The 13,181-nt window shown below is 54.2% G+C and carries 11 protein-coding genes; 9 read left to right on the top strand and 2 right to left on the bottom strand.

Going from position 1 to position 13,181, the window contains the following annotated elements; translation table 11 throughout:
- Positions 1 to 69 precede the first annotated feature (69 nt).
- The 6 genes from sapA (at position 70) to UTO39_RS02020 (ending at position 6,425) form a co-directional block, all read left to right on the top strand.
- Positions 70 to 1,710, top strand: coding sequence for an ABC transporter substrate-binding protein SapA (gene sapA / locus UTO39_RS02045; protein WP_320726310.1), 1,641 nt, complete (start codon positions 70 to 72; stop codon positions 1,708 to 1,710).
- A complete protein-coding gene (gene sapB, locus UTO39_RS02040; protein ID WP_061098013.1) occupies positions 1,707 to 2,672 on the top strand; it encodes a putrescine export ABC transporter permease SapB in 966 nt (321 codons plus the stop codon). The genes sapA and sapB overlap by 4 nt, the downstream gene beginning before the upstream one ends.
- The gene (gene sapC, locus UTO39_RS02035; RefSeq protein WP_320726309.1) at positions 2,659 to 3,549 is read left to right on the top strand and encodes a putrescine export ABC transporter permease SapC; all 891 of its coding nucleotides are present in this window, start codon (positions 2,659 to 2,661) and stop codon (positions 3,547 to 3,549) included. Before sapB ends, sapC begins: the two co-directional genes overlap by 14 nt.
- On the top strand, positions 3,549 to 4,541 hold the full coding sequence (sapD, locus tag UTO39_RS02030) for a putrescine export ABC transporter ATP-binding protein SapD (protein ID WP_028013384.1): 993 nt from the start codon (positions 3,549 to 3,551) through the stop codon (positions 4,539 to 4,541). Before sapC ends, sapD begins: the two co-directional genes overlap by 1 nt.
- 1 nt (position 4,542) lies before the next feature.
- Positions 4,543 to 5,349, top strand: coding sequence for a putrescine export ABC transporter ATP-binding protein SapF (gene sapF / locus UTO39_RS02025; protein WP_028013385.1), 807 nt, complete (start codon positions 4,543 to 4,545; stop codon positions 5,347 to 5,349).
- Positions 5,350 to 5,510: 161 nt separating this feature from the next.
- Positions 5,511 to 6,425 (top strand): ATP-grasp fold amidoligase family protein, encoded by a 915-nt coding sequence (locus tag UTO39_RS02020; protein WP_320726308.1) that lies wholly within the window; start codon positions 5,511 to 5,513, stop codon positions 6,423 to 6,425.
- 14 nt (positions 6,426 to 6,439) lie between these two features.
- Here UTO39_RS02020 and UTO39_RS02015 read toward each other — a convergent pair whose 3' ends face one another.
- Positions 6,440 to 7,504 carry an ATP-binding protein gene (locus UTO39_RS02015; protein ID WP_320726307.1) on the bottom strand — a complete coding sequence of 355 codons (1,065 nt, stop codon included), beginning with the start codon at positions 7,502 to 7,504 and terminating at the stop codon, positions 6,440 to 6,442.
- Positions 7,501 to 8,205, bottom strand: a complete 705-nt coding sequence (locus UTO39_RS02010; RefSeq protein ID WP_320726306.1) for a response regulator — start codon at positions 8,203 to 8,205, stop codon at positions 7,501 to 7,503. The genes UTO39_RS02015 and UTO39_RS02010 overlap by 4 nt, the downstream gene beginning before the upstream one ends.
- A gap of 271 nt (positions 8,206 to 8,476) precedes the next feature.
- Here UTO39_RS02010 and UTO39_RS02005 point away from each other — a divergent pair, with 271 nt between their 5' ends.
- The 3 genes from UTO39_RS02005 (at position 8,477) to UTO39_RS01995 (ending at position 13,009) form a co-directional block, all read left to right on the top strand.
- Positions 8,477 to 8,863 carry a hypothetical protein gene (locus UTO39_RS02005; protein WP_061099656.1) on the top strand — a complete coding sequence of 129 codons (387 nt, stop codon included), beginning with the start codon at positions 8,477 to 8,479 and terminating at the stop codon, positions 8,861 to 8,863.
- A 134-nt stretch (positions 8,864 to 8,997) separates the two neighbouring features.
- Positions 8,998 to 9,909 (top strand): ABC transporter six-transmembrane domain-containing protein, encoded by a 912-nt coding sequence (locus UTO39_RS02000; RefSeq protein ID WP_061098008.1) that lies wholly within the window; start codon positions 8,998 to 9,000, stop codon positions 9,907 to 9,909.
- A gap of 4 nt (positions 9,910 to 9,913) precedes the next feature.
- A complete protein-coding gene (locus tag UTO39_RS01995; RefSeq protein WP_320726305.1) occupies positions 9,914 to 13,009 on the top strand; it encodes a multidrug efflux RND transporter permease subunit in 3,096 nt (1,031 codons plus the stop codon).
- Positions 13,010 to 13,181: the final 172 nt, after the last annotated feature.

The following is a 13,181-nucleotide window of genomic DNA, read 5'->3' as shown; positions in this document are numbered from 1 at the left end:
CAGACATTTTTACGAAGCAGGCGTAAGTGCGATACACTTTGCAGATCGAACCTAAAAACCTTAAAAATTATGCGTCTGGTTTTATCGTCCTTTTTAGCACTCGGTCTGTTCAGCGGCCTGGCGTTTGCTGCGCCCGGGCAGTCTACGCAGCCTGACATTCGTGACAGCGGCTTCGTCTATTGCGTGAGCGGCCAGGTGGATACCTTCAACCCGCAAAAAGCGGGCAGCGGCCTGATCGTGGATACGCTCGCCGCGCAGCTGTATGACCGCTTGCTTGATGTCGACCCGTACACCTACCGCCTGGTGCCTGAACTTGCGGAAAGCTGGGAAGTCCTGGACAACGGTGCAACCTACCGTTTCCGCCTGCGCGATGATGTCGCGTTTCAGCGTACGCCGTGGTTTACCCCCACGCGCAAGCTGAACGCGGATGACGTGGTCTTCACCTTCCAGCGTATCTTTAACCGTAACCACCCGTGGCATAACGTCAACGGGGATAATTTCCCCTATTTCGACAGCCTGCAGTTTGCCGACACCGTTAAAAGCGTGCGCAAGCTGGACAGCCGGACGGTTGAATTTACGCTGACGCGCCCGGATGCCTCCTTCCTCTGGCACCTGGCGACCCACTATGCGTCCGTTATGTCCGCCGAATACGCGGCGAAGCTGACGAAAAAAGATCGCCAGGAGCTGCTCGACCGCCAGCCGGTCGGTACCGGGCCGTTCCAGCTGGCCGAATACCGCGCGGGGCAATATATTCGCCTGCAGCGCCACGAACATTTCTGGCGGGGTACGCCGCTGATGCCGCAGGTGGTGGTCGATCTCGGTTCTGGCGGAACGGGACGGCTCTCGAAGCTGCTCACCGGGGAATGCGACGTGCTCGCCTGGCCCGCGGCCAGCCAGCTCACGATTTTGCGCGACGATCCGCGTCTGCGCCTGACGTTACGCCCGGGGATGAACATCGCCTATCTGGCCTTTAACACCGATAAGCCGCCGTTAAACAACCCTGCCGTTCGCCACGCGCTGGCGCTGGCCATTAACAACCAGCGTCTGATGCAGTCGATCTACTACGGCACGGCGGAAACCGCCGCCTCAATTTTACCGCGCGCCTCGTGGGCCTACGACGGTGAGGCTAAGATTACGGAATACAATCCGGCAAAAGCGCGTGAACAATTGAAGGCGCTGGGCGCGGAAAACCTGACGCTCCAGCTCTGGGTGCCCACCAGCTCCCAGGCGTGGAACCCGAGCCCGCTGAAAACCGCGGAACTGCTGCAGGCCGATATGGCGCAGGTGGGCGTCAAGGTGATCATCGTACCGGTGGAGGGCCGTTTCCAGGAGGCGCGCCTGATGGACATGAATCACGACCTTACGCTGACCGGCTGGGCTACCGACAGTAACGATCCGGACAGCTTCTTCCGGCCGCTGCTAAGCTGTGCGGCGATCAATTCGCAGACCAACTACGCCCACTGGTGTAACCGGGAGTTCGACGCCGTGCTGCAAAAAGCGCTCTCTTCCCAACAGCTGGCCTCACGCATTGACGCTTACGATGAAGCGCAGAAGATCCTCGCTGAGGAACTGCCCGTGCTGCCGCTGGCCTCTTCCCTGCGCCTTCAGGCCTATCGTTACGATATTAAAGGCCTTGTGCTGAGTCCGTTCGGCAACGCCTCGTTCGCCGGCGTGTCGCGCGAAAAAGAACAAGAGGTGAAAAAACCATGATTATTTTTACCTTACGTCGACTCCTGCTGCTGCTGGTGACGCTCTTTCTGCTGACCTTTGTCGGCTTCAGCCTGAGCTATTTTACGCCGCACGCCCCGCTTCAGGGCTCATCGCTGTGGGATGCCTGGCTGTTCTGGTTTAACGGTCTGCTGCACTGGGATTTCGGCGTGTCGAGCATCAACGGGCAGCTTATCTCCGAGCAGCTTAAAGAGGTGTTCCCGGCCACGATGGAGCTGTGCATTCTGGCCTTCGGCTTTGCCCTGATGGTGGGTATTCCCGTGGGCATGCTGGCCGGGATCTACCGCAACAAATGGCAGGATAAGTTTATCAGCGCCCTCGCCCTGCTCGGCTTCTCTATCCCGGTATTCTGGCTGGCGCTGCTGCTGACGCTGTTCTTCTCGCTGACGATGGGCTGGCTGCCGGTTTCGGGTCGTTTTGACCTGCTCTATACCGTTAAAACGGTGACGGGTTTCGCCATCATTGACGCCTGGCTGTCCGATTCCGTCTGGCGCCATGAGATGATCGTCAGCGCCCTGCGCCATATGGTATTGCCGGTGCTGACGCTGGCGGTTGCCCCGACGACCGAGGTGATCCGCCTGATGCGCCTGAGCACCATCGAGGTGTTTGAGCAGAACTATGTCAAAGCAGCCGCCACGCGCGGGTTGTCTCGCCTGACCATACTGCGCCGCAACGTCCTGCATAACGCGCTGCCGCCGGTGATCCCGCGTCTGGGGCTGCAGTTCTCCACCATGCTGACGCTGGCCATGATCACCGAGATGGTCTTTAGCTGGCCAGGTCTGGGGCGCTGGCTGATTAACGCCATCCGCCAGCAGGACTACGCCGCGATTTCTGCGGGTGTGATGGTGATTGGTTCGCTGGTCATTATTGTTAACGTGTTGTCCGACATTTTGGGTGCGATGGCTAACCCATTGAAGCATAAGGAATGGTATGCCTTACGATAACGTATACAGTGAAAAGCGCACACCCGGTGCGCTGCGTACCGTGTGGCGTAAGTTCTATGGTGACACCACGGCAATGATCGGCCTTTATGGTTGTGCCGGTCTGGTATTGCTTTGCCTCTTTGGCTCGTGGTTTGCGCCTTACGGCATCGATCAGCAGTTCCTTGGCTATCAGCTGCTGCCGCCTTCCTGGTCACGCTACGGCGAAGTCTCTTTCTTCCTCGGCACTGACGACCTCGGACGCGACGTGTTGAGCCGCCTGTTAAGCGGGGCTGCTCCGACGGTGGGCGGCGCATTTGTCGTGACGCTCGCGGCGACGATCTGTGGCCTGGCGCTCGGTATTTTCGCAGGCTCCACGCATGGCCTGCGCTCGGCGGTGCTGAACCACATTCTGGACACGCTGCTGTCGATTCCGTCTCTGCTGCTGGCAATCATCGTTGTTGCCTTTGCCGGTCCGCATCTGTCGCATGCCATGTTCGCCGTCTGGCTGGCTATCCTGCCCCGCATCGTGCGCTCGGTTTACAGCATGGTGCATGACGAGCTGGAAAAAGAGTATGTCGTTGCGGCCCGTCTGGACGGCGCGACGACCTTCAACATTTTGTGGTTTGCCGTTCTGCCAAACATCGCTTCCGGGCTGGTCACCGAGATCACCCGGGCGCTGTCGATGGCGATCCTGGACATCGCTGCGCTCGGCTTCCTCGACCTCGGCGCGCAGCTGCCGTCCCCTGAATGGGGTGCGATGCTCGGTGACGCGCTGGAGTTGATCTACGTGGCGCCGTGGACGGTCATGCTGCCGGGTGCGGCCATTATGGTAAGCGTATTGCTGATCAACCTGCTGGGCGACGGTATTCGCCGTGCAATCAACGCGGGGGTGCAATAATGCCGCTTCTTGATATTCGCAACCTCACCATTGAATTCAAAACCGGTGAAGGCTGGGTGAAAGCCGTCGATCGCATCAGCATTACTCTCGCCGAGGGCGAGATTCGCGGGCTGGTGGGTGAATCCGGTTCGGGGAAAAGCCTGATCGCCAAAGCGATCTGCGGCGTGGCGAAAGACAACTGGCGCGTGACCGCCGACCGTATGCGGTTCGACGATATCGACCTGCTGCGCCTCTCCCCGCGCGAGCGGCGTAAGCTGGTCGGCCATAACGTCTCGATGATTTTCCAGGAGCCACAGTCCTGTCTCGATCCCTCCGAGCGCGTGGGCAAACAGCTGATGCAGAACATTCCCGGCTGGACCTATAAAGGCCGCTGGTGGCAGCGTTTCGGCTGGCGCAAACGCCGCGCCATTGAGCTGCTGCACCGCGTCGGGATCAAAGATCATAAAGACGCGATGCGCAGCTTCCCGTATGAGCTGACCGACGGCGAGTGTCAGAAAGTGATGATTGCCATCGCGCTGGCTAATCAGCCGCGCTTGCTGATTGCGGATGAACCGACCAACGCGATGGAGCCGACCACCCAGGCGCAAATTTTCCGCCTGCTGTCGCGCCTGAACCAGAACAACAACACCACCATTTTGCTGATCAGCCATGACCTGCAAATGCTCAGCAAATGGGCGGATAAAATTGACGTGATGTACTGCGGGCAAACGGTCGAAACCGCCCCGAGTGAGGAGCTGATCGCCGCGCCGCACCATCCATATACGCAGGCGCTTATCCGCGCCATTCCTGATTTTGGCAGCGCCATGCCGCACAAGAGCCGTCTGAATACCCTGCCCGGAGCGATTCCGCTGCTGGAATCGTTGCCGATAGGCTGTCGTCTGGGGCCGCGCTGTCCGTATGCTCAGCGTAAATGTATCGAGACGCCGCGCCTGACCGGCGCCAAAAATCATCTTTACGCCTGTCATTTCCCGCTGAACATGGAGAGAGAGTGAAATGGTCGAAACCTTGCTGGAAGTCCGCAATCTGAGTAAGACCTTTCGCTATCGTACGGGGCTGTTTCATCGTCAGACTGTCGAAGCGGTTAAGCCGCTGAGTTTTACCCTGCGTGAAAAACAGACGCTGGCGATCATCGGCGAAAACGGCTCCGGCAAATCCACGCTGGCGAAAATGCTTGCCGGCATGGTCGAGCCCACCGCCGGAGAAGTGTTGATTGACGATCATCCTCTGCAGTTTGGCGATTACTCTTTCCGCAGCCAGCGCATCCGCATGATCTTCCAGGATCCGTCTACCTCGCTTAATCCACGCCAGCGCATTTCGCAGATCCTTGATTTCCCTCTGCGCCTGAATACCGAACTGGAGCCAGAGGCGCGCCGCAAGCGTATCTTCGAAACGCTGCGTATGGTTGGGCTGTTACCGGATCACGAAAGCTACTACCCGCATATGCTGGCCCCCGGTCAGAAACAGCGTCTGGGTCTGGCCCGTGCGTTGATTCTGCGCCCGAAAGTGATCGTTGCAGACGAAGCGCTTGCCTCGCTGGATATGTCGATGCGTTCGCAGCTGATTAACCTGATGCTCGAATTACAGGAAAAGCAGGGTATCTCCTATATTTACGTCACTCAGCATCTGGGGATGATGAAGCACATCAGCGACCAGGTAATGGTCATGCACCAGGGGGAAGTCGTCGAGCGCGGGAGCACGGCGGATGTCATGGCCTCCCCGCTTCATGAGCTGACGAAAAGGCTGATTGCCGGGCATTTCGGTGAAGCATTGACCGCCGATGCGTGGAGAAAAGACCGTTAAGTACGGCGGTAAACACGTATTGCTCCGCTCAAATAAGGATTAAATAGCCTGCGTGCGCTATTTAATCCTTTTTATTTTTGTCTCCATCCCTGCTCCATATTTTAAGCAATATCAATCAATAGTTCTTCTCCAGAATACCGGGACATTACGGAGGAGAAGAAATGAACACCACCACTTATGTTCTAAAATATACAGAGTATCTCATCAGAAAATGCCGCTCATATTTCATGACGGACCTGAATTTTCATACTGCAAGACTCAAAAAGACATCAGGCAGAACCCCTGACATTAAATCACCCACTACGTTGAGTGAAAAAATATGTCATCGCCTGGTCTATGACCATAATAATCTCTACACAATGCTTGCCGATAAACTCGCCGTCCGCGAATACGTTGCGTCCAGAACAACGCGAGTAAAAGCGGTGCCTTTGATTGGGGTATATCGCAGGTTTTCGCATATTGATTTTTCAACACTGCCCGATCAATTCGTCCTTAAGTGCAATCATGACAGTGGAAGCACAATAATCTGTACAAACAAAGACCAGTTCAATTACCGGCAGGCCCGAAAAAAGCTTACTCTCGCATTAAAGAAGAATTTGTATTACACCACGCGCGAGTGGCAGTACAAAAATATTACACCCGTTATACTGTGTGAGCCTTATGTCGATCTTTTCAATAATGCGGACAGGAAAAGCACGCCGGAAATGCTGCGAATTCACTGTTTTCACGGCGTCGCACACTATGTTGAGGCCGATTTTACGGATGACTGCGGCAGAGAGTTTATCAACGTCTACGACCGATACTGGAATTTACAGCCCTTCCAGATGGAATATCCTAATACGCCGGTAGCGCCCGGCGAGCCAAAATTGTTCCGTGAGGCTTTGCTGGCCGCTCAGGAGCTGGCGAATGGTCTTGACTACTGCCGCATTGACCTCATGTTGAAAAGCGATGAAATTTACTTCAGTGAAATAACCTTAAGCCCAAAACGGGGCAAACTGCGTATTACCCCTCTGGAGTGGGATACAAAATTAGGCGATATTTGGCAATTGCCGCTATCGGCGGGCAGGCCAGGCTGACCTGCCGCCAGGTCTCAGGCGTCGGGCCAGGTCAGTTTGAATATGGAGTGGTTTTGCTTCGATAAGGTATAGGTTACATCGCCACCATGAGCCAGCATGATGGCTTTTACTACCGATAACCCTAAACCACATCCTTCAGGATTCACATCTCTGGCACCATTATCCCGCTGGAAGGGTTGAAATAAGAAATCATGGAATTCCCTGGGGATGCCAGGCCCGCCATCCTGAATAAGAATATAATTGCCTTTATCAGAGACGCCATTTTTTACGATGAGTTTCCGTGAAGTTGAATAATGTAATGCGTTATCAAACAGAACGGCCAGACACTGATTGATGCGTAAGGGGTCGAACACGCATTGCTGTTCTCTCAACTCGGTCTTAAGCGTAAACTGGTTGCGTTTGAACTCGGGCATGAAAGTATCAAGCGCATCCTGGATTGTGCCTTTGAGGTCCGCTCTGGATTTATACAACGTGTAACCCGCCCCGCCGTCAGAGCTGATGACCCGAAGATCTTCAATCAAACGGGTTAACCCTTCAGTCTGCTTGAGAAGATTATTAAAAAGCAGCGGATCCGGTTCAAAAACGCCGTCAACCAGCCCCTGAAGCCGCCCGCGTAAAATCGTGACCGGGGTTCTGAGCTCGTGGGCAATGGCGGCATTCCAGGATTTCCTTTGAATATCCAGCGTCTGGAGTTTTTCCGCCATTTCATTGAAATCCGTGACCAGATGATTGACCTCGCCCAGCCGGGAGCTGGCGCAATAAGCCCGGGCATCCAGCTGGCCCTGAGAAATTTTTCTCAGGCTGGAGGCCACCGCGTTTAACGGGGTGAGTATTCGCGAAGAGAGTTTTATCGTTAAAAATATCGCGATTATCAGACTGATTGTTGTCGCGGTACCAATCCACACCCAGTCCCACATCGTCATTTGCTCGTCATCGCCCGCAACGGCACCGCCGGGGAGGTGATCGAGAATAAAGGAGTAAAAAAACCAGGAGCCCAGTACCGCAATAGCAATGATCGTAAACGTCAGCAGCAGCATATACGTTAAGATCTGCCGACTCAGGACAGAATCTCTGTTCATTTTTTCTCCCCAAGCCGATAGCCCATCCCCCTGATGCTCTCAGGAACGCCATAAAGGCCTGCAAGCTCCAGCTTTTTACGCAGCTTACTCATATGGCTGTCTACCGTTCTGTCTAGCGTATCGCCTTCCGGCAGACACGCGTTGAGTAACTCTTCGCGGGAACATACCTTTCGCGGGAATCTCACCAGGTAAGTCAGAAGCTTAAATTCCGTCGTCGTTAATACTGGCGAAACCACTTCTGCGCCCACGGTGACCTCAACGTAAAAATCGTCCGGATAGACCGTAATAAAAGCCGTCCTGAGAGGCGCGGACTCCGCCTGCTGGAGAGCAGGTTTGGTTCTGCGCAGCACGGCTTCAACCCGCGCGACCACTTCGGAAGGGTTGAAAGGTTTGATGACGTAATCATCCGCGCCAAGCCTCAGCCCCATCAGCTTATCCACGTCCTGATCGAGTGCGGACACCATAATGACGGGCACAGAACTTTCCTGACGAAGCGTCGTGAGTACGCTCCAGCCATCGCATACGGGCAGATGGATGTCCAGCAGGATAAGATCCGGTTTATGGAGTCGATTGAGCGCTATCGCCTGCTCGCCCTGCCGGGCTCTCAGCGTTTTCATCCCAGAACGCTCTAAGTAACTCATCAGTATATCGGCAATTTCGTCTTCATCTTCAACAACAAGGATTAGAGTATTTTTGTTCATTTTATCTCCGCGGGTGAAATCCCTTTGAGCACGCTATCAGATATCTTTAGCACAATAAGACACAGGCTCCGGGAAAAAGTGCCGTGACCGCGAAAATTTCCTGAATTAATTTAAGCGCCCGGCAATTTCTCCATACAGCCTACACATTCAGTCAATAAAGACTCGACAATGTCAGTCCACAATAGTTATTCGGAGTTAAACCGTCTTCCGTTTAACGTGGAAAATATCCTCGACGCGTAAAGGCTTTCTGAATTTGGTTGAGATAATGAGCATGGAACTTTCGAAATACCTCTCTCCTAAAAAAATCGGCATATTTTCTCTGTTTCTGCTGCTATCGTGGGGATTACTTTATACCTGGCTGGTACTGATGCATAAAATGGATGAAAAAGTCGCCGCAACGCTACCCTCTTCCCCCATTATCTATGGCTGCATTGCCCTGTCGGTTGTCTCTCTGATAATACAAAACAAAGCAGGCGCGTTCACTGAATTACTACTCATCGCCTTCTGGCTAATGGTGATTTTTGTTTATCTCATTATTACGTTCACTGTGCTGCTGAACGCTACGCCAGATTTTAACGATCTGGTGTTTTACTATGAGTGTTATTTAATTCTCTTTTTTGGCGGTTCACCGCTGTACCTCATCATGAGAATGATTTAAACAACCGCGCTGTTTAGCTCCACACTCTCTCCACAAACCGCCCATGTCTGCTAAACAGGCGGGTTGTAGACTCTCCATTACAACATTTTGAACAAAAATAACTCACTGAAATAGCCACATACCCGTTACCCATAATGATGAACCTTACTAATAACCGTCGTTCTCCTGAAACCGCCGGCGTCATGCACTCGCTTAAAAAGCTCGCGATACGGCACCGGAAAAAATTGGTTGTCACCTTTTTGCTGGTAGTAGCTGAAAACGTGACGTTTTTACTCTATCCCGTTCTGGCAGGCATCGCGATAAATGCCATTCTTGCGGGTAAGACGCTTAATGCCGCGCTGTATGGCCTGATGGTGCTCTGCATGTGGTTTATCGGCGCGGCCAGACGGAGCGTTGATACACGGACGTTTGCCCGTATTTATGCCGGGCTTGCCGTCTCCGTCGTGCTTTCGCAGCGCAAATATCAGCTTAACCATTCGGCAATTGCCGCCAGGGTCACGCTCTCGCGTGAGTATGTGGATTTCTTTGAAATGCACCTGCCCCTGCTTATTACATCAATGAGCTCGCTCTTTGGTGCGGCAATCATGCTGCTCTTTATTGAATTCTGGGCAGGCGTCATGTGCTTTGCAATCGTCATTATCCTGACGGGATTTGTCTCCGGATATGCGCGTAAAAATGAATGGTTATTCATGCGCCTGAATAACCGTCTGGAGAAAGAGGTAGATTATGTCCATAAGGCGGGCACGACCACCCTGCACCGACATTACTCCACGCTCGCGCGTTTACGTATCGCATTATCTGACCGGGAGGCGTGGGGGTATTTATGGGTTGGCATACTCGTCGCCCTGCTTTTTACGCTGACCATTATCTGGATGACACAATCGACTGGCATTACCGCCGGACATATTTATTCCGTAATGACATACATGTGGATGTTTGCGACAAGCCTGGATGACGCACCGCAGCTGCTTGAGAAGTTTTCACAGCTCAGGGATATCGGCAAGCGCGTATCAACCGACGACGAAATTCACGTATCTGGAAGTTAAATTAATGCCTCATTTTTTTATTGAACGCCCCGTTTTCGCCTGGGTAGTGGCGTTTTTTATCGTCCTGGCGGGTGTATTGTCTATCCCCCGGCTGCCGGTTGCGCAGTATCCGGCGGTGGCACCGCCTGGGATCATTATTTCTGTCACCTACCCGGGTGCCAGCCCCGATATTATGAATACATCGGTTGTGTCGTTAATTGAGCGCGAAATATCTGGCGTCGATAATCTGCTCTACTTCGAATCGTCCAGTGACACAACCGGTTCTGCGTCTATTACCGTGACGTTTAAGCCCGGCACGGACATCAAGCTGGCGCAGATGGACCTTCAGAACCAGATCAAAATTGTGGAACCGCGTTTGCCACAGGCGGTCAGGCAAAATGGTATCAACGTCGAGGCGGCCAATTCCGGATTTTTAATGATGGTGGGGCTGAAGTCCGCAACCGGTAAATTTGAGGAAGCCGATTTAAGCGATTATTTTGCCCGGCACGTGAGCGACGAGCTTCGCCGCGTACCTGGGGTGGGGAAAATTCAGCTGTTTGGTGGCGAAAAAGCGCTGCGCATCTGGCTGGACCCGATGAAGCTTCATAGCTACGGACTTTCGGTGAGCGATGTTCTTACCGCCGTTGGCCAGCAAAATGCCCTGGTTTCGCCCGGCAAAACGGGAGATGAACCGGCATCTGAAGGGCAAGGCGTAACGTATCCGATCACCGTGAAGGGGCAACTCACTTCCGTAGAGGCTTTCAGGAATATTACCCTGAAATCAGAAGCGTCCGGCGCAAGGCTGAAGCTGTCCGACGTCGCGCGCATTGAGTCCGGCCTGCAAAGCTACGCTTTCGGTATCCGCGAAAATGGGCTGCCCGCAACGGCTGCGGCAGTCCAGCTATCGCCTGGCGCCAATGCAATGAGCACGGCTGCAGGCGTACGCGCGCGCATCGACGAACTTTCTCAGGTGTTGCCGGAAGGAATGACGTTTACGGTTCCCTTTGATACCGCGCCTTTTGTGAAGCTCTCCATCATGAAGGTGGTGCAGACGTTTGTGGAAGCAATGGTCCTGGTCTTCCTCGTGATGCTGCTGTTTCTGCATAAGATACGCTGTACGCTTATCCCGGCGGTTGTTGCCCCCGTCGCACTGCTTGGCACCTTCACGGTGATGCTATTGAGTGGGTACTCCATCAATATTCTGACCATGTTCGGCATGGTTCTGGCGATAGGGATTATCGTAGATGACGCCATTGTGGTCGTGGAGAACGTCGAGCGCCTGATGGAAGAAAAACAACTCTCTCCGCGCGACGCGACCCGGGAGGCGATGAATGAAATCACGCCGGCAATTATCGGGATCACCCTGGTGCTTACCGCCGTCTTTATTCCCATGGGTTTCGCCGAAGGATCCGTCGGGATTATTTATCGGCAATTTTGTATTTCCATGGCGGTATCCATACTGTTGTCGGCATTTCTTGCCCTCACGCTTACCCCCGCGCTTTGCGCGACGCTACTTAAGCCTCACAGCGCGGAAAAGCACGGTGGTGGCAGGTTCGCGGCAGGGTTTAACGCCCGTTTTCGAACCCTTACGAGGTGGTACGAATCCGGGCTGGGCGCGGTGCTGAGACGAACCGGGCGTATGCTGCTGCTGTACGTTGCGCTTTGTGCCGCGCTGTTTTTGGGGCTTTCTTCGCTGCCCTCGTCCTTTCTTCCGGATGAAGATCAGGGCTATTTTATGTCCTCAATTCAGCTGCCTTCCGACGCCACCATGCAGCGCACCCTGAAAGTGGTTAAAAAATTTGAAGAGGAAATTGCGGCCCGGCCGGATATTGAAAGCAACATTATGATCCTGGGATTTGGTTTTTCAGGATCGGGCCCGAACTCGGCCATGGCCTTCACCACGCTGAAGGACTGGAAGGATCGGCAGGGTTCGACCGCGCAGAATGAAGCCGACCATATACAGGCCAGCATGGCTAACGTCTCAGATGGCGTCACGATGAGCCTTCTCCCGCCGGCCATTTCGGATATGGGCACCTCCTCGGGCTTCACCTGGTACGTGCAGGACAGGGCGGGACTGGGCTATGAGGCGTTAAAGAAAGCGGCCGATGCGCTGGTTTTGAAGGCTAATCAACGTCCTGAACTGAGTGACGTGTATATAGACGGTCTGCCGGAAGGAACGAGCCTGGCCCTTCACGTTGACCGGGAAAAAGCGGAAGCACTGGGCGTTTCATTTGATGAAATCAACCAGACGCTCTCGGTCACCATGGGGTCGAACTACGTTAATGACTACACGAACAACGGTCGCGTTCAGCAGGTCATCATTCAGGCCGATGCCCCTTACCGCATGCAGCCTGAGCAGATCCTGAAATTATCGGTAAAAAACCGTATGGGGCAGATGGTGCCAGTATCTACGTTTGCGACGCTTTCCTGGAACGTTGCGCCGCAGCAGTTGACGCGTTATCAGGGATATTCTGCTATCCGCATTACCGGCAGTGCGGCCCCGGGCACATCCAGCGGTACCGCAATGAAGGTTATGGAGAATCTGTCACGGGATTTACCCCAGGGGATGGCCGGCGAGTGGGCCGGGAGTTCATTGCAGGAGAGAAAATCCGAATCTCAGCTCCCGGGTCTGATCGTTCTGTCGATACTGGTCGTGTTCATGGTGCTCGCCGCCCTGTATGAGAGCTGGTCAATTCCCTTTGCGGTAATGCTGGTCGTTCCCCTGGGGCTGATCGGTGCGGTGGCTGCCGTGTTCGTTGCGGGCATGACGAATGATGTTTTCTTTAAGGTCGGTCTTATCACCCTGATAGGCCTGTCCGCCAAGAACGCCATTCTGATTGTCGAGTTTGCAAGGCAGCTCCACCGGGAAGGACAACCCCTGCTGGCTGCAACGATAAAGGCCGCAAGCCAGCGTCTGCGCCCTATTCTGATGACATCGTTAGCCTTTACGTTAGGGGTGGTGCCACTGATGCTGGCGCGTGGCGCGAGTGACAGCACGCAGCACGCTATCGGCACCGGAGTGTTTGGCGGCATGATTAGCGGCACGCTTCTCGCGATCTTCTTCGTCCCGGTATTCTTTATTGTCGTTGCGCGCTTCGTTGAAAACGCCAGGAAAGCGTGAATACCGCTGACGGATCGCGGATCCTTGCTGGTTGGATGAGGCGAAGCTGCTGCCGGGTGATATACTGGACGAATGCTGAAATTTTGAGCCCCCGCCAGCCCGCGCCTCACCTTTTGGGGCATTCGTCTTCAGAGATCGGCGAGAAATATCGTGACACAAGGGGCCGTGAGTG

The sequence above is a fragment of the Enterobacter sp. 118C5 genome (assembly GCF_034107645.1).
Classification (GTDB): Bacteria; Pseudomonadota; Gammaproteobacteria; order Enterobacterales; family Enterobacteriaceae; genus Enterobacter; species Enterobacter nematophilus.
The sequence above is the reverse complement of the archived record's forward strand: the minus strand, read 5'-3'. Positions and strand labels throughout refer to the sequence as shown.